Raw genomic sequence first — 23515 nt, forward strand, 5'->3', positions numbered from 1 at the left:
CCCCCCGTGACGTACCGCGACGAGACCGAGACGCTGCGCGCGCAGGTGGAGAAGCTGGAAGGCGAGCTGGCCACGGCCAACGAGCAGGTGGCGCGGCTGCGCGGCGAGGCGCCCGGGAGCGCAGCGGGAGCGGCTGGGCCCGACAAGCTGGTGGGCGAGCCGCTGGTGTTCGAGGAGGAGCACGTGCTCCCGTACCGGCTGACCGAGCAGGGCTACGAGGCCGTCGCCGCGCTGCTGAAGGAGCGGCTGGCGGTGGACGTTGCGCAGGTGGGCAGCACGCTCAAAGGCACGGTGCGCGCGGGCGTGGGCCCCACGTTCTCGCTCACGTGCGAGGGCGACACGACCCACCTGAAGCTGAGCACGGACCTCACCATGCTGCGCGCCAGTACGCTGTCGGGGGCGTGGCTGGGCGGGCTCTTCGGTGGGCTGCCGGCCATCGGCATCATCCTGGACATGGCGCACAACGGCATCGGCTCGCCGCTGCACGCGCTGTGGGTGGTGCCCACGCTCATGCTCGGCGCGGGCCTCGGGATGCGCAAGCTCACCGCCAAGCGCGCGCGCGAGGGTCGCGCCAAGCACAGCGGCACGTTCGCGGCGCTCCTGGACGTGGCGGCGCAGCACCGGCTGGAGGCGACGAGCGGCTCGCGCGTGCGCGTGGAGGTGGAGGCCGCGAGCGACACGGCGGCCGAGTCGGCGGAGAGGGGGCATGAAGCGCCTGCACGGGAGGCACGCGAGGGCGAGGCCTAGCGCCGACTGTCCTCTCTCGGCCGGATAGCTACACTCCCGCCCATGTTCACCGCGCAGGGCCTTCGGCGGGCTCTCCTCAGCCTCCTCCTGATCTCGTTTTCGCCCTTGGCACAAGCCTGCGGCTCGTCCGAAGCCGGCAGCCCCGAGGGCCCGAGCGGAGGGGCAGTCCCCAGCACGCCGAGCGTGCCAGCCGTCGCCGAGGGAGCCGACACCCCGGACCCCACCGCGGCTGACCCCGCGCCTGCCGCCGCTGCCGTGGAGCCCGCCGCCGAAGCGGTCGATGGTGGCGCCGCCGCCGCCGAGGCCCCCGCCGCCCCCGCTGTGGCCCGCGCGCACGGTCCGCTCGCGCCCGAGGTGCGCGCCCACTTCGAGGCCATGCGCCCGGACCCGGCCCCGCGCGCCATCATTCGCTCGAGCCACTACTACCGCACCAACGAGCTCTCCCACTGGGTCTACCGTGAGCGCGTGGCCAACCTGGGCGGCGTGATGTCCGGCGTGGGCAGCGACCAGCTCTACCTGCTGGCCGGCTGGGCGCGCCCCGAGATCCTGGTGCCGCTCGACTTCGACGGCGAGATCACCGCGACACACCGCGTGGTGGCCGCCGTGTTCCTGGCGCACGCCACGCCCGAGGCCTTCATGGCTGCCTTCGACGAGGCGAACGTGGACGCGCTGGAGGCGCTGGTGCGCGCGCACTACGCGAGCTCGCCCGACGTGGACTCGCTGGCCCGCACGGCCCGCAACGCGGGGCGCCACCTGTTCGAGTCCATGCGCATGATTCGGCGGCGCTACACCGAGCGCGGCGTGCCCACCTACATCACCGACGCGGCGCAGTACGAGTTCGTGCGCGGCTTGGTGGCCGAGGGGCGCGTGTTCCCCATTCGCGGCGACCTCACCGCCGACCTGGCCATGCTGGACCTGGCGCTGGCCGCGCGCCGCGCCAACCTGCCCGTGCGCCTGCTCTACGTGTCCAACGCCGAGACCTACTTCGAGTTCGGGCCCACCTACCGCCGCAACATCATGGCGCAGCCGTTCGACGACCGCTCGGTGCTGCTGCGCACGTTCCACTCGAACCTGCCGCACCCCGACGGCGAGCCCAACTACCACTACAGCATCGAGAGCGGGCCGCACGCCATCCGCATGATGCAGCGCTCGTCCATCGACAGCGTGCGCACCCTGCTGGTGCGTGAGCGCAGCGCCACCAACCTCTTCGGCCTGTCCGAGATCATCGGCGAGCCGAGCGGCCCCACGCCCACCATCGCACCAGTGCCCGAGGGCCACCCGCTGGCCGCGCTGTGGACCCCGCCCGCAGCGCCCGTGGCTGCACCCGCAGTGGCAGCCACGGCCCGGGCGGGGGTCGGGGGGAGCGGGGGGGCGCCGCGGCGGGGGCGAATGGGCCCAGGCTCGCGGCCCCCGGGCGCGGGGCGGGCCCCGCGGCGGGGGGCGGCCGGGGGGGGGGGGGGGGGGCGGCCCGGGGGGGGGGGGGGGGGGGGGGGGGGGGGGGGGCGGGGGGCCGGGGGGGGCGGGGGGGGGGGGGGGGGGGGGGGGGGGGGGGGGGGGGGGGGAGGGCGGGCCGATCGTGCGCGTGTCCCGCGCCCGCAGGACCTCCCTGGTAGGCGCGACTCCCTCAGGGCAGGTCCTTGGCGCAGCGAAACCCGAAGTGATGAATGAGCCGGTTGTCCGGCATGTGACGGCGCCGGTGGTAGCCCGTGGCGTGCGACGCCGGCCAGTACCACGAGCCTCCGCGCACCACGCGGCGGTTGTGGCCGGGGCACTCGTCGGCGCCGGCGCACGGGCCCTTCGGGTCGCGGCCCTGGCACGCGGCGCCGCACGCCGCGTATGTGGGTGACCACCAGTCGGCCACCCACTCTTCGGCGTTGCCCGCCATGTCGTAGAGGCCGTAGCGGCCGGCGGGGCGCGCGCCCACTTCGTTTACGCGGCCCGACGTGGGGCGGCTGCTGCGCTGACGGCGCCCGCAAGAGCGGCCCGTCCCGTCACGGATGATGGCCAGCGTGCAGTCGGCCTCTTGGTTGCCCCACGGGTGCGTCTCGCTCTGCGGGCCGCGCGCCGCCAGCTCCCACTCCGCCTCGGTGGGCAGGCGCTTGCCCTGCGCCGCACAGAACGCCCGCGCGCTGAACCAGCTCACCCCCGTGATGGCCTGCGTGGGCGCCGAGAAGTCGCGGTAGCGGGGGCCGTCCCGCGGGCAGTCACCAGCGCGCACGCACGCTTGGTAGGCGCCGTTGGTCACCTCGGTGGTGTCCATGAAGAACGTGCTCACCTCCACGCGATGCGCCGGCGTGGTGGTAGGCGCGCGGTCCGAGTTGCCCGGCTGATCGCAGACGTGGTCGTCGGTGTCCACGCCCATCACGAACGACGCGCCGGTGACGCAAGACATGCCGGCGGGAGCGCTGGCGCAAGGGCGCGGAGTGAATGCTGCTTGTCCGCGCGTCTCGGGGGCCAGCGCCGAGCCGATGACGGCCAGCACCGTGAGGCAGACGCCCACACGAAAAGCTAGCCAGAGACGCGAGCGAGAGGGAGCGCGGCGGTGGAGCATGACGGGGCACACCATAGCTGAGGCGGGCCGTCTGTCGCGCCCCGAACCTCGGCAGCGCGGCCGTCCTTTTAAGCAACGGCGGCGGACCCAGGAGGGGGCTGGTGGGGGTGGCGGGACCCGGTGGGGGGGTGCGGGCTGGGGGGCGGCGGGGGGCGGGGCCGCCGCCGCGGGGCCGGCCCGCCCGGGGCCCCCAGAGGCCAACCCCGCGTCGCGGGAGAAACAACCCCAAAGAAGCGGCTCCGCAGGGGGGAGCCGGGGGGGGCCCCGGCGGCGGCCCCGGCCGGCCGGGCCGCCGGGCCGGGCGGCCGGCCCGGCGGCCCCGGCGGCCCGGGGCCGCGGGGGGGGGGGGGGGGGGGGGGGGGGGCGGGCCCCAGGCAAGGCACCGGCGGCTGCTCCTCCGGGCGGCGGCGGTCTCCCGCACGCCCCGGGGGCGGGGCGGGCCGCCGCCTTCCCGTCGAGGGGGGGGGGCAGGGGGGGGGGGCCCCCCCCCTCCTCCCTCCCCCCGGCCTGCCGGCTTTTGCCCCGGGTGGGAGCAAACACGGGCAAAAGGCGCGCGGACGGAGGCTTCCCCGGGCCGGACCGGCTCCCGGGCTGCTGGTCGGCCCTCGGGGCCCCTCGGCGCCGCCGGCCGGGCCCCCGCACCCGGCGGGCCCCCGGGCCCCCACGAAGGGCTCGCGCGGGGTTGGCGGCGGGGCGGGGGGGGGGGGGGGGGGGGGGCGGGGGGCCGGGGGGGGGGGGGGGGGGGGGGCGGCGCCGGGGGGGGGGGGGTTTTGCGGGCGCGGGGGGGGGGGGCGGGGGGGCGGGGGCCGGGTGTTGGTGGTTGCCGGGGGGGGGGGGGGGGGGGGGGGGGGGGGGGGGGGGGGTTGTTGGGTTTTGGGGGGGGGGGCGGCCTTTCCTTCCTCTTGGTCCCTTCTGGCATCCGCCTCAACCGGCGAGCGCTGCCCGGCGACGCACCGCCGGGTACCGCACCAGCAGCGTGAGCGCGCGCACCACCACGTAGCCCACGAAGGCCAGCCACAGGCCGTGGTTGCCCAAGAGGTGCACCAGCACGGTTCCCCCCGCGATGAACGCCGCAGCCGACACCAGCGCGGCGTTGCGCATGTCGCGCGTGGCGGTGGCCCCGATGAACACACCGTCCAGCTGGAAGGCCGCCACCGAGAGCAGCACGTAGGCCACGCACCACGGCAGGAAGACCTGCGCCTGCTCACGCACGCTGGGCAAGTCCGTCAGCGCACGGATCACGTGACCGCCCCCGAAGGCGACCGCGATGGCGAGCCCCAGCGCCGTGACGAGCGCCAGCTCACTGGTGCGGCGGACCGCGTGAACGAACAGGTCGCGCCGAGCACTGCCGATGGCGCGCCCCACGAAGGACTCGGCCACGAACGCGAAGCCGTCCAGGAAGAACGCGCTGAAGCTGATGAGCTGCAGCAGAATGTGGTTGGCCGCGAGCGTGGTGTCGCCGAACGCAGCGCCCTGGTTGGTGAACCACGCGAACCCCAGCAGAAGCGTGAACGTCCGGATCAAGATGTCGCCGTTGGCGCGCAGCGTCTCGGCCAAGCGGCGCCGGTCGGTCACGCGCGCCATGGGCAAGAAAGCCTCGCCATCCACCCGCTCGCGGGCGAGCCGCCTCAACACCACCGTGAGGGCCACGCCGAGGGTCACCCACTCGGCCAGCACCGTGCCGAGCGCGATGCCGGCCACGCCCCAGCCCAGCGCCCCTGCGAAGAGCACGCTCAGCCCCGCGTTGACCCCGTTCATGAGCACCTGGAGCGCGAGCAGCGTGCGCGTCTGCCCGCTGCCGATCAGGTGCCCCATCACCGCGAAGAGCGAGAGCGCCGCCGGGGCCCCCCAGATGCGCACCGCGAAGTACTGCGCCGCGGACGCCTCCACCTGGGGGCTGGCGTCGAACAGGCGCCACGCGAGCTGGCCGATGGGCCACTGCAGCGCCAGCAGCGCAACGCCGAGGACCACCGCGAGCGCCAGCGCCCGAGCCAACGCCGCGCGCACCTCCGCGTGGTCTCCCGCGCCGAGCGCCTGTGCCGTGAACCCGGTGGTGCCCATGCGCAGGAAGCCAAAGCTCCAGAACACGAAGTTGAAGAGCAGCGCCCCGAGCGCGATGGCGCCGAGCGCGTGCACCGCCCCGGTGTTCCCGATGACCGCCGTGTCCACCAGCCCCAGGAGCGGCGAGGCGATGTTGGCCAGCACCACGGGCCACGCGAGCGCGAGGACGTCTCGACGGGTCGGCAGGTCGGCGCTCATGGCAGGCGCGCGCCGCAGACGTCCCGAACGATGCCGCGCAGCCAGCGATGCCCCGGGTCCGCGTCCATGCGCGGGTGCCACAGCAGCGAGACCGTGATGTCGGCCATGGGAAAGGGCAGCCGGAAGGCGTGCATGCCCACGCGCAGGCCCTCGGTGTGGCGCTCGGGCACCGTGGCGATCAGGTCCGACGACCGCGCCAAGGCGATGGCCGTGGCGAAGCCGCCCACGATGGCCACGGAGTCGCGCTCGAGCCCGTGTGCGAGCAGCGCGTCGTCCACGATGCCCGTTGCCCTGCCCTGGCGTGACACCGCCACGTGCCGGCCGCGTGTGTAGCGAGACGCGGTCACCCTGCCCTTGGCCAGCGGGTGCCCGGCGCGCACCACGCCGATGAAGCGGTCGCGGAACAGCGCCTGGGCGCGCACCTCGGGCCCGGTCGTCTTGACCACCACGCCCGTCTCGAGATCCACCGCCTCGTTGCGCAGCGGGGTGCTGTCCTTGTCCGGCTTCTGCAGAAAGCACAGCCGCACACGCGGGGCCTCCCTGCCCACGCGCTCGATGAGCCTGGGACCAAACGTCTCCACGAAGCCCTCGGCGCTGCGCAGCGTGAACATGCGGTCAAGCTGCGCGGGCTGGATGGCCTCGGCCGGAACCAGCAGCGCCTCGGCGGCCTGCACCACCGCGCCCACCTGCTCGCGCAGCTCACGCGCACGCGGCGTGGGCACCAGGCCTCGACCTGCGCGCACCAAGAGCGGGTCACCGGTGGTCTCGCGCAGCCGCGCCAGCGTGCGACTCATGGCCGACGGGCTGAGCTGCAGCCGCGCCGCCGCGCGCGCCACGCTGCCCTCGGTGAGCAGGACGTCGAGCGTGGTGAGCAGGTTGAGATCCGGTCGCGACACCCCCGGAGGCTACCACACCGCGCAGTGGTGACATGGCGTCAAACGCACGTGTCGAGTGCATCCCGTGCGCGTTCCGCCATGCCATGCGGGGGTCTAGGTTTCTCTCATCACCCCCCGAGAGGCGCCGAAGACCATGCCAACACCACCCCCCTCGCCCACCCCCAACCGCTTCGCCCTGCTGGGCCTCGCGCTCTCCATGTTGCTGTCGTCGTTGGGCACCAGCATCGCCAACGTGGCGCTGCCCACGCTGGTGCAGGAGCTCGCGTCGTCGTTCGGCGCCGTGCAGTGGGTGGTGCTCGCCTACCTGTTCGCCATCACCGGCTCGCTGCTGGTGGCCGGGCGGCTGGGCGACATGCTGGGCCGCAAGCGGCTCCTGCGCGCAGGCCTCCTGCTGTTCACGGCCGCGTCGGTGCTGGCCGGGCTCGCGCCCACCCTCGCGGTCCTCGTCGCGGCGCGCGTGCTGCAGGGCCTCGGGGCCGCCGTCATGATGGCGCTGACGGTCGCGTTCGTGACCGAGCTCGTCCCCAAGACCGAGACGGGGCGCGCCATGGGCTGGCTCGGCACCACCTCGGCCATCGGGACCGCGCTCGGCCCATCGCTCGGCGGCCTGCTCATCGACCTGGCCGGCTGGCGCGCCATCTTCTTGCTGAACCTCCCGCTCGGCGCGGCCGCCCTGCTGCTGGTGCAGCGCTACTTGCCGGTGGACCCGACCAGGCCCAGCGAGGCGCGCGTGCGATTCAACGTGCTGGGGATGCTGGCCTCGTTCCGCGACCCGCGCCTCCGCGCCAGTCTGGTAGCCAACCTGCTGGTCTCTGCGGTGCTGATGGCCACCATGATCGTGGGGCCGTTCTACCTGTCCATCGCGCTCGCGCTCGGCACGCGGGACGTGGGGCTGGTGATGTCGGTGGGGCCCGCCGTGGCCGCGCTCACGGGTGTGCCTGCGGGGCGCTGGGTGGACCGCTATGGGGCGCAGCGCAGCGCGGCAGCCGGCCTCATGGGTGTCACCGCGGGAGCGCTCGCGCTGGCCGTGCTGCCCGCTGCGCTGCACGTGCTGGGCTACGTGGTGCCCATCGCCGTCATCACCGCGCACTACGCGCTCTTCCAGGCCGCGAACAACGCCGCGATCATGCGGGACGCCGCACCGCAGCAGCGGGGTGTCATCTCGGGAGCCCTCGGCCTGTCGCGCAACCTCGGCCTGATCACGGGCGCGTCCGCCATGGGCGCCGTGTTCGCGGCCGCCACCGGCGCGAGCGACGTGACCTCAGCCTCCCCAGAGGCCGTTGCCCGGGGCATGCACGTCACGTTCGCGCTGGCGGCCGTGCTGGGCGCCATCGGTGTGGCGCTGTTGGCGCGCAGCCAGGCCTCACCGTCGCGCTATGAGGACGGCGGCCCGCGCAGCGTCCCGCGGCGCAGCAGCGTGAGCAGCACCGCTGGGCCTGTTCGGAGGGCCAGGAGCAGCAGCACCCCGAACAGGTCGAGGAAGCCCATCCCGAAGGCCTCGGTGGCGGACACGCATTGCGGCCCACCGTTGGGCTGGATGGCGAGAGAGACCACCTCCCCTTCATCGGCCCGCGGACCGATGAGCACGAAGCACGGCGCGCTCTGCGACCACGTGCGTCCGTCCGTGGCGCCGAGCTGCTGGTAGCGGCGCTCGCAGCTGACGGCCCCGCCCGAGCGGCTGGAGCTGGTCCCCGCGCTGCCCACGTAGACCGCCTGCATGTGCGGCCAGGTCAGCCAGTTGAAGATCGTGAACCCCCGCCCCAGGCAGCTGCAGCAGCCCACGAACAAGCCGAGAGCCAGGAACATGACCGCCGTGCGAGCGGTGGGCGTGAGCGGGAGCTTGTTGGGTGTGGGCTGCATCGTGAGCCCGCGAGTCTACTCCTCCACGCAGTAGACCGAGTACTGCGAGTCGCAGGCGCGGTTCAGCGCGAACGACCAGGTGCTGTCGACGCCCGTGGTCATACCCACGATGCCGATCTCGCCGCTGTCGCTCGCCGTCCACCCCTCGCAGGTGGCCACGTCGTGCGGCGCATTTCCAGCGGTGAGGGTGTTGGTCCAAGCGAAGTCCTGCGTCACGAAGTCGCCGGTCTCGGTGCGAACGATGGCGGTGTCCAGCGTTCCGTCCGTGAAGTCGGCCCAGTTGTCGGCCACCACCACGGCGGGCTGTCCCGCCACCAGCATCACGTAGGGAACCGTGGCGGGCGTGATGCGCGACGAGGCCGCGTTGGTGGTCAGCGAGATCCACGCGCGGAACGTGCGGCCGAGCCCCGCGTTGTCGGCCAGCCCCTGACAGAACGCGTCAGCACCCGCGATGCCACCCAGGTTGCCGTTGGTCGCCACGCTGCTCACGAAGACGACGCGCGCGTCGATGCAGCTCCCACCCACGCAGGTGGTACCGCTGCCGCACTCCGCCTGGCTGCTGCAGCTGGTGGGACACGCCGGTCCCGCGCCGGAGCAGGCGAAGGGCAGGCACATGGTCCCTCCACGGTGAACTCATCGGGAGGGCACTCGGGGTCCGTGCCGTCGCAGAACTCGGCCACGTCGCACACCCCCGCGCTCGCGCGGCACTCCACCACCCCGCTGCCTCCGCCCTCGATGAAGCAGGCGCCGCTCACGCTGCACCGCTCGCACCCGCCGTCGCAGGCTCCGTCACAGCACACGCCGTCCGCGCAGAAGCCGCTGTCGCACTCGCCGCCATCGGAGCACGACGCCCCCAGCGGAGCGAGGCCCGCGTCGAAGCCCTGGTCGGTCTCGGGCCCCGCGTCCACGCCCACGTCGTCGGGCGTCCCGGCGTCCGCCCCCATGTCGTCGGGCGTCTCGGCGTCCAGGCCGGTGCCCTGGTCGTCCATCCCACCGCCCTGATCGTCCATCCCACCGCCCCCGTCGATGGCCACGGCACTGTCGGGAGTCATGTCCACCGCGCCGCTTCCGCAGCCGGGCACGAGACCGAAAGCAATCAGGAACACAGAGAGAACGCGCGTCACGAGCAACCTCCAGAGAGAACGTTGCCGAGGTAGTGCGCGGAGCTATCAGTTCGATCACGAAAATCAGCGCCGTCCCGCAGACCCCGTGCGACGCAAGCCATTGACGCCCCCCCGAGCAACCTCTACATTTTCGTAGAGGTCTAGATGGCACTGCTCGCCAAGTTCAGATATCCGCCTACGTCTCCGAAGAGACCCGCGCCTTGCTGGACGAGGCCACCGAGGCTCACGGCCTGAAGAAGGGTTACGTCATCGAGGAGGCACTGCTCCATCACCTCCTCGCCCTGCGTGAGCTGCCGAGCGACGTCGTGATCCCGGGCCGCATCACCCTCACGGAGGCCTCCGCGCGGCGTGTCGCCAAAGCGCTCGCGAGCCCGCAGAAGCCGACAGCGGCCATGCGAGCCCTGATGGCCGGTGATGACGGCGATGACGTCCCGGGCTGACTCGCAGCCGCTCGTCGTGCGGCGGCTGCTCGCCACGGATGACCGGTCGGGGTTCCAGTCGGGCAACGTCGATCTCGACCGCTTTTTTCAGCGCTTTGCCGGTCAGAACCAATTCCGACACCACGTCGGGACCACCTGGGTGGCTCTCACCCGAGGGCGCATCGTCGGCTTCGTGACCGTGAGCGCGGCGCAGCTCGAGGTGGGCTTGTTGCCGGAGAAGGCGAGGAAGCGTCTGCCTGCGTATCCACTCCCCGTGCTGCGCCTGGCGCGCTTGGCCGTCTCGAATCAGGCCCAGGGCGCCGGCGTCGGCAGGGCGCTGCTGAGAGCCGTCTTCACCCTCGCGTGGCGGATGGCCGATGACCTGGGCTGCGTCGGGATCGTGGTGGACGCAAAACCGGAGGCGATCGGCTTCTACAAGACGCTTGGCTTCCAGGAGCTCGAACACCGCCAAGGGGGCCTTGGCGACAGACCCGAGCCAGTTCCCATGTTCCTGGAGCTCGCCGCAGTCCCAAAGCCTGCGGACCCGCCAGCCGGTTGAGCGGCCGCCACTTTGTCAACGCACCCAGCAGGGAGTACGGTTCGGCCCTCCTCGGTCCCCCGCCTAGACTGCTTGCCCACCTCCGACGCTGACCAGCACGGCTCGATGCGCCGCGTCATCGGACCCCTCGGGGCCTTGTCCATCGTGGCGGGCTCCATGCTGGGGTGGGCATCTTCGTGAGCCCGCCCGTGGTGGCGCAGCTGCTCAACGAGCCGTGGGCGTTCTTCGCCGTGTGGCTGCTGGGCGGCCTGTTCGCGCTGGCGGGCGCCTCGGCCTACGCCGAGCTGGGCGCGCGCTACCCGCGGGCCGGCGGCGACTACGTCTTCGTGCGCGAGGCGCTGGGTCCGTCGGCCGGCTTCGCCACGGGCTTCATGCTGTTCTCCTGCGTCTTCGCGGGCAGCATCGCCACGCTGGCGTCCATCTTGGCCACCGACCAGCTGCCCGGCCTGCTGGGCTTCCTGGGCGTCACCGTGCCGGCGCGCTTCACGCTGTTCGCGGGCACGTCCATCGACAGCGGCCGCGTGCTGGGCCTGGTGTTCATCGTGCTGCTCACGGCCGTGAATCTGCGCGGCGCCAAGGCGGCCACCGTGCTGCAGGTCTGGACCACTGCCATCCCGCTGGTGGCCATGATCGCCATGGCAGGCTTCGCCATCACCAGCGGCGCCGCGGCCGAGCCCATCAGCGGGCCCGCACGGCACGCCCCCATCACGGCCGCCGCCGTGGGGCACGCGCTGGTGGTCATCTACTTCGCGTACTCCGGCTGGAACGCCATCGCCTACGTGGGCGGTGAGATCGCCCACCCCGAGCGCACGCTTCCGCTAGGCCTCTTGGGCGGCACGGCGCTGGTGACGGCGCTCTACATGGTGGTGTGCGCCGCGTACGCGTCGGTGCTGGGCATGGACGGCCTGGCCGCCGCCTCGGACGCCGGCATCGCCACGGCGGCGCTGTTCGACGTGCAGGCCATCCGCGTCGTGATCGCGTCGCTCATCGCCATCACCCTGCTCGGCTCGCTCAACGGGTCGGTGCTGGCCGGCGGTCGCATCGCCGTGGCCATGCGCCTGCCGGTGTGGGCAACAGCCCCGAGCGCGCGCTGGTGCTGCAAGGCGCGTTCGCCAGCCTCTTGCTGCTCACGGGCTCGTTCGAGCTGCTGCTCGAGCTCACCAGCATCGCCATGCTGCTCATCGGTGCCATGGCCGTGGTCTCGCTGTTCTTGCTGCGTCGCCGGCACGGCGCGCCCACCAGCTACCGCGCGCTCGGCTACCCCGCGCTGCCAGCCACCTATCTCGTGCTGGCCCTGTTCGTGGTGGTCATGTCCATCGCGCGCACCGTCACGGCCGTGCGCACCGAAGACGACACGTGGAAGGCCGCGCTTCCGCTGCTGGGCATCGGCGTGTTCGCGCTGTCGTTCGGCGCGCACCGCCTGGTGCTCAGCCGGCGCCGCTTCACCGAGCGCTTGTCAGCCGACGGGATCGGAGTGGAAGGAGTCGAGCCCAGCGTCGGAGATTGAGACGCGGTTTCGCCCGCGCCCCTTCGACGAGTAGAGCGCCGTGTCGGCCGCGCGCAGCAGGTCTTCCGGGCCCGGCATGATGGCGGTGTCCAGCACCGCCACGCCGAAGCTGGCCGTGACGCTCACTTGCGGGCGCCCCTCGATGACCACGGGGGTGGCCCCCACCAGCTCGCGGCAGCGCTCGGCCACGTTCTCTGCCCCGTCGATGTCCGTGTCGGGCAGCAGCGCCCCGAACTCTTCGCCACCCAGCCGCGCGATCATGTCGGTGGCGCGCAGCGCCAGGCTCAGGCGCCTGGACGTCTCCTTGAGCACGATGTCGCCCACCGCGTGGCCGTGCTCGTCGTTGATGCGCTTGAAGTGGTCGAGGTCGATCATGATGCAGCTCAGCGGCCGACCGTAGCGCGCTGACCGCCCGTGCTCGCGCGTGAGGTGCTCCATGAAGTGCCGCCGGTTGTAGAGCCCCGTGAGCGCGTCGGTGCGCGTCATGGCGCTGAGCGCAGCCTCGCGTGCCCGCAGGTCCTGGAGCAGCAGGTGGAACAGCGTCATGAGCAGCATGCTGACCGACGCCACGATGAACCACATGAGCCCGGACCAGAAGTGGGTGACGTTCGGGTCGTCGTGCGGCGACGAGTACAGCAACGGCGCATAGGGGATGATCCCCGCGAGGCGCGCCACCTCGGGCACCACCAAGCCGATGGCCACCGTGGCCACAGCCGTCCACGCGATGCGCGGCGGGAAGATGAGCAGGCCCAGCAGGCCGCTGCCCAGCAGCACCACCAGGAAGGGGCTGGTCACGGGCCCCAGCAGGTACGCGGCGTACAAGTTGGGGAGCGCGTAGAGCTGCACCGTGAGGTGGCCCAGCCACGTGGGGCCACGGAAGCCGCGACGGATGATGCCGACGGTGAGCGCCATGAGCGCACCCCAGACGATGGCATAGCCGATGAGGATGGACTGCGTGACGCGCAGCACGCGCATGTCGAACACCCAGCGCAGCGCTTCGGCGTGAAGCACGTACTGGCACACGCCCCAGTAGACCACCAGGAAAGGGACGACCAGCGCCTGGACCGCGAAGCAGCGCTCGGCCAGGGAGCGGTCGCGGAGCTGTGGTTCGGAGGACAGGCGGGGAGCATACCAGCGCGCTCTGCAGCGTGGCGAATGTGGGCGCATTCCGTACCTCTGCGCCACAGCGAGGGCGTGATCGGCGGAGCCCGCGCTCTGTTATCCTGCGGCCCGTCATGAACGCCACCAGCCCGAACACCGACACCGCGCGAACCTCGCGCCACATGCCCGACCCGAGCGTCTTCGACGACGAGGTGCCGCCCCTCGACGAGTCGGACCTGCTGACCCTGCCGCCGCTGGACGCGCGCAAGCTGGCCAGCGAGCTCCCCATCGGCACGCGCTTCAAGCTGCGCGAGACCATCACGCCCACGCAGTACGCGTTCCTGCAGGTCAACGGCTGCATCGTGTTCGCGCGCGTGACCACGGCGGCCGAGGTCGCCCGCGTGCTCGACGAGGTGGACCGGGTGGAGCAGAAGCTGCTGGCCGAGGGCATCGAGTCCATCTGCGGCGTGCCCGTGTGGTTCGGCACCGGCGCGGACGGCAAGCCCTTCCTGCAGCGCATGGGCTTCTCCTCGTACTACTCGGAGTGGCTCGAGTCCTTCGTGACCGACGCGCGCTTCGAGCCCATCCGCCGGCTCATCGGTGAGCACGCCCGCATCGGCACGCGCGAGAAGGACGGCGTGGTCTTCAACCGCTACGTCAACCTGCCGGGCAGCCTGCGTCCGGATCTGGCGTGGCACACCGACGCCCTGCGCGACGTGTTCTACAACCGCGAGATGCCCGGTCCCATGCTGAACGTGGGCTTCCACTTCGACCGCATCCGCCCCGAAGACGGCGGCCTGCGCGTGATCCCGCGCACGCACACGCAGAGCGCCTGGGACACCGTGTTCCACAAGGTGCACTTCGTGAGCAACGACGACGACCCGCGCGAGGTCATGGTGGAGACCTGGCCCGGTGACCTCACCGTGCACGACGGCCGCATGTGGCACCGCGTGAAGGGCTCGCCCTACGACGGCGCCCGCAGCCTGCGCCGCAGCATGTACGTCCCCTACGTGGTGGACGACTACCAGCCGAAGGACGCCAGCACCGCCACCAACGCGTACATGAAGGTGTTCGACGGCATCATGAAGGTGCGCGGCGCGGTGGCGAAGAAGAAGCAGCAGCAGGCCCGGCGCTGAGGGTCATGGGGCACCCACAGCTGAAGCCTGATCATTCTACACATCTCGCGAGGAGGCCGATTGGCCTTGCTGCAAGGCTCCATGGGCACCCCCGGCTGGAAGCCGGGGGCAGCAAACCAGGCTTGGATCGGCATAAAGTCCCCTGCGGGGACTAGATGGCTGGCAGCAGGGTTTGCCCTACCAAGGGTACTCAGACACAGCGTCCGGCCACCCTCGGTAGACCACACCCCATTGTCGACCACCCAGTCCGCCCAAAGGGCGGACTGAATGTGTCCGAGTACCCTTGGTAGAACGGCCCCCAACTTCACCGCCACTTAGTCCGCCCAAAGGGCGGACTTTCAGGTCGCCCAGGCCTGGTCTGCTGCCCCCGGCTTCCAGCCGGGGGTGCCCACAGGCCCTTGCAGCAAGGCCAATCGGCACCCTGGCGAGATGTGTCGGATCGACAGGCGATGACGCCGACGGCCACGTCGCTCAAGGCAGCAGCGCGTCGCTGACGGCGCGCAGGTCGGCCCGGTCCACCCCCAGCGAGAACACGGGCGGCTGGCCAATGGGCGCATCCACCATGACGGTCTGCCCGCCCGTGTGCATGTCGCCCGTCCACACGTGGAACCACGTGCCGGGCGGCAGATACACCTGCTTGGTGGTGGCCCCCTCGGCGACCACGGGCGCCACCAAGAGCGTGTCGCCCAGCATGAACTGGTCGGCCACGGTGCGGCTCGCGTCGTCGCCCGGGAACACCAGCGTGAGGTGCCGCAGCATGGGCAGCGAGGTGTTGGCGGCCTCGGCGGCCAGCGCCATGAGCTCGGGCAGGAGCAGCTCGTGGATGCGTGCGAAGCGCCGGAAGTGCGCGGTGGTCTCGGCGTCGCCGTCCCAGTTCCAGTTGAGCGAGCGCTTGAGGCCCTCGTGCGTGCGCATGATGGGCGTGAACGCGCCCAGCTCGCACCAGCGCAGCCAGAGCTCCTTGGTGCTGGGCCCGCCGCTGAAGCCCGCGATGTCGTGCGTGACGAAGGGCATGCCCGTGAGCCCCAGGTTGATCATGGCCGGCACCACCGTGGGCAGGCCGTCGCTGGGCAGGAAGTCGGCCTCTTGGTCGCCGATCCACACGATCTGCGCCACGCCCTGCTCGCCCGCCCAGCCCGAGCGCGTGAACACGGCCCAGTCGCCGTCGGGGCGCTCTTCCTCGAAGACCTCGCGCGAGAGCCGGTGCCACTCGGTGGGGAAGGTGTTGTGCGCCAGCATGGGGTCGCGCCCGGTGCTGAGCACCGCGTCGATGGGCGCCCACTCGCCGAAGTCCGCCATCCAGCCATCCATGCCGTAGGTGGTGATCATCGCGCGCAGGAAGCCCTTGATGTACTCGCCCGTGGCCGGGTTGGTGAAGTCCGGCGAGACCGCGCGGCTCGCGGCCGGAGACGTGAACTCGTACGGTGCTCCATCGGAATCGAGCGCGACGAGGCCCTGCTCGATCATGTCCGCGGCGTGGTCCGACAGGTCCAGCTGCACGAACGGGTTGGCGTAGCCCAGGAAGCGAATGCCGCGCCCGTGCAGCGTCTCGATCATGCCGGCGAGGTCGGGGTAGAGCACGTCGTCGGCGGTCCAGCGATACTGCACGCCGACGTCTTCCCCCGAGGTCACGAACTCGCGCTTCCCCGTCCAGTCCTGCGCCCACAGCGCGGTGAAGGGCACCTGCGCGGCCTCGAGCGCGTCGGCTTCGGCCAGCACGTCATCCGTACCCCCCTGGATGCCCACCCACGGACCAAAGCCCCACGCAGGGGGCGACTGCGAGCGGCCGAAGTGGTCGCCCACCTCGCGGATGACGTCGCGCGCGCTCGGGCCGTGCAGCAGCACCAGGTCGGCCGCCTGTGCGCTGTGCACTTCCACGCGCATCACCTCCATGTCGTCGGCGCACACGTCCACCGAGACGCGCGCCTCGGTCTCGAGCGCCACGCCGAAGCCGCGCGCGTCCAGCCAGTAGGGCACCGGGAAGTAGGTGCTGTGCGCGTTGCCCATGAGCGGCAGGCCGCCGGTGCGCCCGATGCCCTGTTCTTCCACGAACAAGTCGAACGCCTCGCCGCGCTGGTCGGTGGCGTTGTACTGCGCGCCGAAGCCCAGGAACGTGGCGTCTTCGTCGCAAGAGAGGCGCAGCTCGGTGGTGGTGAAGTCCGGCAGCCCCGTGAGCACCAGCCGCGCGCGCGTGCGCTCGCCGGCCTCCACCACGCTCACGTCGAGCGTGCCGCGCACGTCGCGCTGCTCGCTGGCCCGAAGGGCGATGTGCACACCCGCCTCGTCACTGGTGATGCCCGTGATCTGGTCCAGCGTGGCGCGCGCGTCCTCGCTGTCCACGAAGTCGTAGCCGCCGAAGAGCGAGCGCGTGCTGGTGGTGTTGGCCACTGCGGCGATGCCGGCCGCGCGCGCGTGGAAGAGTGTGTGGGCGCCTGCCAGGATGGTGATGGCGCCGTCGTCCGCGACCACGACGGAGGTGCCGTCGCTCAGCTCGAAGCTGCCCGTGGTCGGCGCGCTGTTGCCGCAACCGAGGTGGGCGCAGCACGAGAGGGCGAAAAGTGCGATGGCGGTGGACGGTCGATGCGGCAGGAGGCTCATTTCGATACGGTACGCGATGCGCGGCCCGAGTGTGACCCGCTAGACTCGCGGGATGCGCTTCCTGCCCGCCGCCTCGTTGGTCCTCGCGCTCACCTCAACCGCCTGTGGCGACGGCTCGGGCGGCATGACCCCACCGCGCGATGGCGGCGGCATCGCACCCAGCGAGATGTGCGGCAGCGTGCGGCTCACCTCGTACAACGCCGGAGACACCGGCTGGTGCGAGTTCCCACGCAACGCGAACTTCCTGCCCGCCTTCGTGCGCAGCGGCGTCACGGGCGCCATCGCCGAGCCGTGGAACGGCAGCTCCTACGGCGGCGCGGCGGGCGAGTCGTGCGGTGAGTGCTGGGAGATCGACACCATCAACGGCACCGAGGTGGTGATGATCGCGGACCTCTGCCCCATCGAGGGCAACCCGCTGTGCGCGGGCGGGCACTTCCACATCGACCTCGCCAACGAAGCGGCAGAGGCCGTGGGCGGCGGCGCCAACGACGAAGGCAGCGCGCGCCGTGTGCCCTGCCCGGTGAGCGGCAACGTGCACGTGCGCGTGAACAACCGGAACCCCAGCTACCTGCGCATCGCGCCCATGAACCACCGCATCCCCATCCGCAGCATCGACTTCCGCGGGGCGGGCGACGGCGTCGCGGCGGACAACCCGTGGACCCCCGTGCAGCGCAGCGGCGGCGCCTGGCACACCGTCGACGCGGGCGAGCTTTCGCGCGGCGGCAGCGGCGTGGTGCTGCGCTTCACCAGCGCGCAGGGCGAGGTCATCGAGTCCACCACCATCATCCCCACCAGCGGCGGCAACGAGAACGTGGACCTGGGCGTGCAGTTCACCGACCAAGACCCCAGCAGCGGCGGCGCGTGCGAGTTCATCCCGCCCGCCGTGGTCTACGGCGAAGAGTTCGGGGGCATCGACGAGATGCGCTGGATCATCAACCCCTGGGGCGCAGCCGAGGCCGGCCCACACGGCCCCTATGATCAGGACTGCTTCGCGGGCAGCTCGTGCCTGCGCGTGCGCGACCTCGACCAGTGGACGGGCTTCCACCTGTACTACCGGCAGGAGTTCCCGAGCAGCACGTTCAGCAGCCTCACGCTGCAGGCGCGCACGGAGTCCGGCACCGGCATGATCCAGGTCACCCTCAGCGACGCCGAGGGCAACCGCTGCACGGGCACCGTGTTCGACATCACCGAGACCTACAGCCAGATCAGCATCGACGTCGGCAGCATCTGCGGCGGTGTGGACCGCATCGCGAGCGTGACCATCGACAACCCGGGGCCGAACATCGGGTTGCTGCTGGACGACGTGCGCTTCTCGCGGTGACATCGTGCGTCTGCCGCCGTGCTGCCGCGAGTGGATGAACTACTGACGTCTCGCCATCCATGCCCTTCCTCTCCGCTCATAGGTATCATGAATCATCGACATGAGGTGTTCGAATAGTTTACATATAGAGTGTTCTGCGCAATACGCTGTCGGTCAGAGCGGCCCGTGCCGGTGCCGCCGCCGAAGCGCGCGGCGCTGACCCCGGAGCTGCAGCTGGCGCTCGAGTTCGTGCCGGATGAGGCGCTGCGCGAGATCATCCGCGAGACGGCGCGCGTGGGGCTGGGGCGCTTGGAAGAGCACGAGGTGCGGGTGAAGCGGGCCGAGGAGGCGAGGGAGCGGAGGCGGGTGGAACGGGCCTTGCGGGACGGACCCAAGCGACGCTAAGCGCCAAACCGATGCCCATCGGCTACCCACGCCTTGCCATCAAGCGTCATGAGACGAAGCCCGGCGCACGCGGCGCAGGGCCGAAGCCCGCTGCGGGGCGCGTTCGGTAACGATAAACACGCGTAGTTTGCGTCCAAAGAATCGGGTCATCTCCAAGCATCACGCGCGCCACACGTCTCACTCCTCCATAGGCTTCCACACCAGCAAACCCAGCCGCTGAGCGATCGCAATGAGTGCCATCCAGGCTACGGGAGCCAACACCATTCCCAGCATACCGGCACCGATGCCCGCAATGGACATCAGCATGAGCATGAGGAATGGAACGGTCGGGATTGCGTGCTTCCACAGCCTTGGCCTTCTAGAATACCTTAGGAACGCCTGATCGACGAGCACCACAACTAGAAGCATCACCAAGTCGCCCACGACACACTGCACAACAATCTTCGCGACATCGCTCATTCAAACCACCTATGGTGTACGATCCGAAATCTCGGGTCTGCTCAACAGCGTTGCTCGAGCAACCTCGTATTCTTTTCGATGCTCGTCGCGCGCACTCGTCCATCGGTGCTCTGAACCAACCCAGTAGCGTTGGGTGGAGAAACGCGATGCTTGATCTAGCACGCGCTGCATCTCTGACTCGTCTAACAAGTTAATGGTACGACCTTCGCGTCCTTCTAGGAGGGCGAGAGCCGCGCCGAGGTTGTGACGCCCTTCACGTCCGCGCTCTGCAGTGATGGCTTGCCAATCTGGCCATCCGTTATGTGTATCAAGCGACAATAGATCGAAAGCATCGTGGATTCTTTCCGGATCTTCAATTGCTACAACCGCCGCGATAATTATCAGTCCCGCGAGAGCGCCGACACCAGTCGACGCGATAGCGCCCATGCCGGCTGATGACGCCAAGGCGGCGGCACCCGTACCAGCCGCACCTCCGGCGAAAGTCGCCACTCTCGAGTCCCCAGCCATCTCGTCTCCGACCACAGCTGATCCTCCGCCGATTCCGAGAATGGCAAGTGCAGTTGTGATCGCGTTCTCTCCTCTTGGGTCGACGTAGACAAGTGGGGAGCCTCGCATCGCACCATATGTGCTCACCGCTTCATCGGCGCGTTCGGTTCGACTCACAACAGTCGCGAACAACGGATCGGTCGCAGCCCACCGTCCAAGCCGAGTGTCCAGATACCTTGCCGAGTGGTAGCTGAGCCCAGTGACCTCGTCCCTCTCCTGCCCCGTGTAGCTGCGCTCGGGCAAGTGAGCTGACTGGGCCCGCGGATGCCCGTACGGGTAGTGCTCCAAGCGCTGCACTACGCCGCCCGCTTCATCCGTCGACAAGCCCACGCTGCCGAGGTGGTCGCCGTGCCAGTACTCGACCGCCCCATCGCCCGCGAGCAGCAAGCCCGCGCGGCGCTCCGCAGCGTGTCGTCCACACTGCGTTCGCTGGTGACGCCGGGCACACCCGTCACCCCCGCCTCGTTGGCGCGGACGACCCACGCATCTGCCGCGTTCACCTGCCCGTCACCCCCGGCAGGTGCGCCGTCAGAGTGCGTGGTTATCGCCGAATCGCCACGTTGCACCTGGGCCACGCGCTCGCCGTTCACGGTGACGTATACCGTTACAATGCCGTCGCGCACCTCGACGTCGGGTCGGAGGTAGTGCGTGCGCTGGCCGTTGTCTTCGCCAGGCGCGGTCGCGGGTGGCGCCGTAGGCAGAGGCGGGCCACGGCTGGCTGACGTCTTGACTTCTCCACGGCGCGGAGCCTGCCCACGAAGTCCCAGGTGTTGAGCTGGCCTTCGCGCGGGTAATCATGTTGCCGGGGCGGCGTCGCAGGTGCCGGTCTGCGCGCCTCCGGCGCCGTCGTCCGAGATGCTGGACACTGCGTGCGGGCCTGCGCCGGTGCAACTACTCCCCGTAGCGCAGCTCCCAGGTGCATCAAGCTCTCGCGCCGGCGGTCTGAGGTCTTCTCCACCAGGTTACCGGCGATCCTTGGTAATTGGCGTAAGCGGCCCCGCACACTCGGCGGTGCGCGGCTCACTCGTCGAGGCAAGCGGCGGTCTAGGCGAGAGAGCGCGTCGTACCTCGAAGCGGCCGCTGCGCTGGTGTGGCTCCAGCGCCTCGGCCGGGGGCAAATAACTTCGAGCGCCACCAGGTGGTCGGCGCGGTTGAAGCGGTAGGTGTAGTCCTGGAGCGTGCCGGTGGGTCCGCGCTTGTCTCCAACGTGTCGAGGCGCAGGCGGGGCGTCATACGTGCGCACGGTGCTGGTGCCGTTGGCGAAGCGGTGCGGGCGGGAAGGTTCTGGGCGTTGAAGGTGACCGCCCCACTACACCTTGATGCCGTTCGCGCGAGAGGCCGTCGTAGGCGCGTGCCACCTCGGCAGCCCCGGGTGCCATGAGGTGGTTGCTCTTTGTGGGCGTATCATGAATCATCTGTTGTGAGGTGTTCGAATAGTTTACATATGTAATAGCGATTCGGTGAAGCGCGCCCCGCGCAGGCTGCAGGACGGCCAGCGCGGGCGAGGCGCGGTTCGCCGAGGCGCCGTTGAACGGAGCCGCGGAGCATCACCCAGGAGGGTAGCGCTTGCCTATGGGCAAATGCGCCGGAGGGCCCCGGAGGCGTTGTCGCTCTGGCCATGGCTTGGGACGACGCGTCTGCGCGTGCGGGGACGTCGGCACGTCAGATCCCGGGCGCAAAGCGGGCGCGGCCGTGCGCGGACAGCGAGAGCCTCGGTGGGACGCACGAGCGCCACCACGGCAGCCGACGGACCGTAGCGCGCTGCGCGACGGCCGCTCCAGGCCTACGTACGTTGGGGCGATGGGTCATGACGAGTCGAGCCTCTGTGAAGTCCCGCCTCGGTCGGCAAGGGGAGCACGAGAGGGCGTGCCGCAGCGCGGACACTGCAACGGGGTCGCATCCGTTGAGAGCCAGCAGGCGCTGACCCAGGTGCGGCTGGCTCGCTCACCGGGCCTCCCCGCCACGCGTGCCGAACCGGTGGTGTTGCCGAGAGCGGCCTGTGCGCGAGCGAGGGTTCCCGACGTGAACTGTGGCTGGAGGAGACGGGGCCGGCGTGACCCGGATCTTGTGGAAGCCCTGGGCAAGGTGTGGCGCAAGAGAAGGCCCAGGAAGTCCACCGCGTGGAGGTTGCAGGTGACCGTCCTGGTGGCGAAGGTCACGGCCTCGCCGTCGTGGCGGATAGGCGCGCGTTCGAGATGCCGACGCGGTGCGTGTAGGCGCTGGAGGCGAGACCTGCTGCGCCCGCGCCACGAACGGCGCCTTCGCGTTGACGTGCCACACGCTCGTCTCGAAGGCGCGCGCCGCACCCGGGATCCACCTCTTGGGGCGAGCAACTACCAGCGTGCCGCGTCGAGCGCCGGCGGACGGCTCGGCACGATGCCCTCGGACGAGGCTTGGCGAGCCTCTAAGGGAAGAGGTACCCGGCCCGTTGCGGCGCACCGGGGAACCACCGGTGTCCGGCGAGGTCGTGGCCGCCGGCGCTGACCACGGCGTACACGTGAGGGTGGTAGAGCAGCTCGCGGGTCCACGGCCAGCGGCACCAGCGTGATGGCGGGCTTCCAGCGCCACCGAGCGCTTCCCGGGTCGGCCGCCATCGTGAGCTGGCTGCGGCGCGCCGCCCATCAGCGAGCGTACAGGGCCGGCGGCTCGCGCTGGGCGAAGCGCGCTGCAGGGGATCGGGGATGGCTGAAGACCACGTGGGCAGCCCACGTCGAGGATGCGTTCACGCCTCGCCTCGAGCCACCGCAGCTGCGACAGGCTCTGGCACCGGGCAGTGCCGGTTTGCGGCACGGAGGTTGCAGCGAGGCGGCTTCGTAGGCGTCAGCCGGGGCACTTCTGCAGGTGACCGCCGAGCGCCGCCGTCCGACAGCGCTCGATGGCCCGCACGCACTTGGTGCTGCTCCGGCTCAAGCGCGTGCCCTACGGCGCACGCGCTCTCCGCGTCGAGTGCGCGATCCTCCCACGTATCAGCCCAGGCTCCGCAGGGTTACAGACCCGTGCTCTGGTAGCCATGACTGCCGCCTCGGCGTCCTGCCGCAAGTCGCGCGCCCCGTCCGGCGTCCGAGCATGGCCATGGATTCACGAGCGACCCTTTGGCGGCGCTTCGGACAAGTGCGTGTAGCGGGTGGTGCTCAAGATGGAGCGGTGCCCCAGCAGCACCTGCACCGTGCCCGGATGTCCGCGCCGAGCTCGAGCAAGTGCGTCTAGAAGCTGCTGACGCAGCAGGATGTGGACAGACGCCGGTCAGACCTGCGCACGCGGCCGCCGGAGCCGCAGGAGGGAGTGCACCACCGGCCCTCGCGCGCGTCAGCGACGCGCGACCCACGCGACCTGGAAACAGACCTAGCTCGGTGGAGACGCAGACGCATCCACTCGCAGCGCCTTCGAGCGCGACGGCCGGCAGCGGCACGATGCGGTCACGACGCCCCTCAGGTGGCGGTCCGTCGCGCACACCGCGTCCCCGGAGTCGACGTCGGTTGTCGTCAGCGACAGCGCCTCGGAGATGCGCAGCCCCAGGGCAGAGACTGCAGCATGACGAGGGCACGGTCGCGAGGGCGCTCGATGGCGTCGAGCAGCCGCTGCACCTCGCTCCCGGAGAGGATGGCGGGCTGCCGGTCGCGCTCCACCACGCGACGGATCGAGAGATTTGACTTCGGGGCGACGCGACGTCACCCCAAGAGAAAAGCGCAGCGCGCTGAGGCCACGTTGATGCTCCTCGGCGCCCGGCCCGGTCCGTCGAAGGTGCATCACCCACGCGCGTATTTGCTCCGTGTCCAGCGCCTGGGCCTCGCCTGTGGAACGCCACGAACTGCTTTGCGTACCGCAGGCAGGTCTCTCCCCGCGTGTTCGCGGCAACGCCTCGCAGAACAGGTCCTGCTCCATTCGGTCTCGTACTTCGCCCATCACAAGTCGCCTCCATGGTTTGGCCACGTCCCCGATGGGCGGGCTCAATCCACAGCGTCGATCCGATGAAGCCGCCGTGCCCCTGAGCGCCGCGATGTCCCTCAGTCGCGCGACATTAGGCCTGCCGCGGAGCGGCTTCGTTCAA

Annotated in this window: 18 protein-coding genes; 9 read left to right on the top strand and 9 right to left on the bottom strand. The window is 70.8% G+C overall.

Annotation, left to right across the window (positions count from 1 at the left end; genetic code table 11):
• The first annotated feature begins 6 nt into the window (after positions 1-6).
• Positions 7-747, top strand: coding sequence for a hypothetical protein (locus IPI43_30535; protein MBK7778398.1), 741 nt, complete (start codon positions 7-9; stop codon positions 745-747).
• Positions 748-789: 42 nt separating this feature from the next.
• Positions 790-2415 (top strand): hypothetical protein, encoded by a 1626-nt coding sequence (locus tag IPI43_30540; protein MBK7778399.1) that lies wholly within the window; start codon positions 790-792, stop codon positions 2413-2415.
• Here the strand turns inward: IPI43_30540 and IPI43_30545 are convergent.
• The 3 genes from IPI43_30545 to IPI43_30555 form a co-directional block, all read right to left on the bottom strand.
• Positions 2372-3247 (bottom strand): formylglycine-generating enzyme family protein, encoded by an 876-nt coding sequence (locus IPI43_30545; GenBank protein ID MBK7778400.1) that lies wholly within the window; start codon positions 3245-3247, stop codon positions 2372-2374. The two genes, IPI43_30540 and IPI43_30545, sit on opposite strands and share 44 nt — an antisense overlap.
• 975 nt (positions 3248-4222) lie before the next feature.
• Positions 4223-5557 carry an MATE family efflux transporter gene (locus IPI43_30550; GenBank protein ID MBK7778401.1) on the bottom strand — a complete coding sequence of 445 codons (1335 nt, stop codon included), beginning with the start codon at positions 5555-5557 and terminating at the stop codon, positions 4223-4225.
• On the bottom strand, positions 5554-6453 hold the full coding sequence (locus IPI43_30555; protein MBK7778402.1) for a LysR family transcriptional regulator: 900 nt from the start codon (positions 6451-6453) through the stop codon (positions 5554-5556). Before IPI43_30555 ends, IPI43_30550 begins: the two co-directional genes overlap by 4 nt.
• A gap of 133 nt (positions 6454-6586) precedes the next feature.
• Between IPI43_30555 and IPI43_30560 the strand changes: the two genes are divergently transcribed.
• Positions 6587-8098, top strand: coding sequence for an MFS transporter (locus tag IPI43_30560; protein MBK7778403.1), 1512 nt, complete (start codon positions 6587-6589; stop codon positions 8096-8098).
• A gap of 230 nt (positions 8099-8328) precedes the next feature.
• Here the strand turns inward: IPI43_30560 and IPI43_30565 are convergent, their stop codons facing one another.
• Together IPI43_30565 and IPI43_30570 are read right to left on the bottom strand one after the other, a co-directional pair.
• Positions 8329-8802, bottom strand: coding sequence for a hypothetical protein (locus IPI43_30565; protein ID MBK7778404.1), 474 nt, complete (start codon positions 8800-8802; stop codon positions 8329-8331).
• On the bottom strand, positions 8799-9437 hold the full coding sequence (locus tag IPI43_30570) for a hypothetical protein (GenBank protein MBK7778405.1): 639 nt from the start codon (positions 9435-9437) through the stop codon (positions 8799-8801). Before IPI43_30570 ends, IPI43_30565 begins: the two co-directional genes overlap by 4 nt.
• Before the next feature lie 167 nt (positions 9438-9604).
• Between IPI43_30570 and IPI43_30575 the strand changes: the two genes are divergently transcribed.
• The 3 genes from IPI43_30575 to IPI43_30585 all read left to right on the top strand — a co-directional run bounded on the left by IPI43_30575 (position 9605) and on the right by IPI43_30585 (position 11956).
• On the top strand, positions 9605-9877 hold the full coding sequence (locus tag IPI43_30575) for a hypothetical protein (GenBank protein MBK7778406.1): 273 nt from the start codon (positions 9605-9607) through the stop codon (positions 9875-9877).
• Positions 9861-10415 (top strand): GNAT family N-acetyltransferase, encoded by a 555-nt coding sequence (locus IPI43_30580; GenBank protein MBK7778407.1) that lies wholly within the window; start codon positions 9861-9863, stop codon positions 10413-10415. The genes IPI43_30575 and IPI43_30580 overlap by 17 nt, the downstream gene beginning before the upstream one ends.
• Positions 10416-10579: 164 nt before the next feature.
• Positions 10580-11956: an APC family permease gene (locus tag IPI43_30585; protein MBK7778408.1), complete on the top strand. Its 1377-nt coding sequence runs from the start codon at positions 10580-10582 to the stop codon at positions 11954-11956.
• On the opposite strand, the gene IPI43_30590 is transcribed toward IPI43_30585, so the two are convergent.
• Positions 11872-13089 (bottom strand): GGDEF domain-containing protein, encoded by a 1218-nt coding sequence (locus IPI43_30590; GenBank protein ID MBK7778409.1) that lies wholly within the window; start codon positions 13087-13089, stop codon positions 11872-11874. The two genes, IPI43_30585 and IPI43_30590, sit on opposite strands and share 85 nt — an antisense overlap.
• Before the next feature lie 68 nt (positions 13090-13157).
• Between IPI43_30590 and IPI43_30595 the strand changes: the two genes are divergently transcribed.
• Positions 13158-14159: a phytanoyl-CoA dioxygenase family protein gene (locus tag IPI43_30595; protein MBK7778410.1), complete on the top strand. Its 1002-nt coding sequence runs from the start codon at positions 13158-13160 to the stop codon at positions 14157-14159.
• A gap of 471 nt (positions 14160-14630) precedes the next feature.
• Here the strand turns inward: IPI43_30595 and IPI43_30600 are convergent, their stop codons facing one another.
• A complete protein-coding gene (locus IPI43_30600) occupies positions 14631-16757 on the bottom strand; it encodes a hypothetical protein (GenBank protein MBK7778411.1) in 2127 nt (708 codons plus the stop codon).
• Positions 16758-16809: 52 nt separating this feature from the next.
• Here IPI43_30600 and IPI43_30605 point away from each other — a divergent pair, with 52 nt between their 5' ends.
• Together IPI43_30605 and IPI43_30610 are read left to right on the top strand one after the other, a co-directional pair.
• Complete coding sequence (locus IPI43_30605; GenBank protein MBK7778412.1) at positions 16810-18078, top strand: hypothetical protein; 1269 nt, start codon at positions 16810-16812, stop codon at positions 18076-18078.
• A gap of 165 nt (positions 18079-18243) precedes the next feature.
• Positions 18244-18462 (top strand): hypothetical protein, encoded by a 219-nt coding sequence (locus tag IPI43_30610; GenBank protein MBK7778413.1) that lies wholly within the window; start codon positions 18244-18246, stop codon positions 18460-18462.
• Between the two features lie 177 nt (positions 18463-18639).
• Here the strand turns inward: IPI43_30610 and IPI43_30615 are convergent, their stop codons facing one another.
• On the bottom strand, positions 18640-18921 hold the full coding sequence (locus tag IPI43_30615) for a hypothetical protein (GenBank protein ID MBK7778414.1): 282 nt from the start codon (positions 18919-18921) through the stop codon (positions 18640-18642).
• Positions 18922-18930: 9 nt separating this feature from the next.
• Positions 18931-19854, bottom strand: coding sequence for a hypothetical protein (locus tag IPI43_30620; protein MBK7778415.1), 924 nt, complete (start codon positions 19852-19854; stop codon positions 18931-18933).
• Positions 19855-23515: the final 3661 nt, after the last annotated feature.

This window comes from Sandaracinaceae bacterium (assembly GCA_016706685.1).
Taxonomy (GTDB): domain Bacteria; phylum Myxococcota_A; class Polyangia; order Polyangiales; family Houyiibacteriaceae; genus JADJJE01.

Bases quoted from the DNA above. Each gene is read 5' to 3' on its own strand.
- IPI43_30560 (MBK7778403.1), top strand. From the start codon at position 6,587: ATGCCAACACCACCCCCCTCGCCCACCCCCAACCGCTTCGCCCTGCTG.
- IPI43_30615 (MBK7778414.1), bottom strand. From the start codon at position 18,921: ATGAGCGATGTCGCGAAGATTGTTGTGCAGTGTGTCGTGGGCGACTTG.
- IPI43_30540 (MBK7778399.1), top strand. From the start codon at position 790: ATGTTCACCGCGCAGGGCCTTCGGCGGGCTCTCCTCAGCCTCCTCCTG.
- IPI43_30550 (MBK7778401.1), bottom strand. From the start codon at position 5,557: ATGAGCGCCGACCTGCCGACCCGTCGAGACGTCCTCGCGCTCGCGTGG.
- IPI43_30580 (MBK7778407.1), top strand. From the start codon at position 9,861: ATGACGTCCCGGGCTGACTCGCAGCCGCTCGTCGTGCGGCGGCTGCTC.
- IPI43_30605 (MBK7778412.1), top strand. From the start codon at position 16,810: ATGCGCTTCCTGCCCGCCGCCTCGTTGGTCCTCGCGCTCACCTCAACC.
- IPI43_30590 (MBK7778409.1), bottom strand. From the start codon at position 13,089: ATGCGCCCACATTCGCCACGCTGCAGAGCGCGCTGGTATGCTCCCCGC.
- IPI43_30595 (MBK7778410.1), top strand. From the start codon at position 13,158: ATGAACGCCACCAGCCCGAACACCGACACCGCGCGAACCTCGCGCCAC.
- IPI43_30600 (MBK7778411.1), bottom strand. From the start codon at position 16,757: ATGAGCCTCCTGCCGCATCGACCGTCCACCGCCATCGCACTTTTCGCC.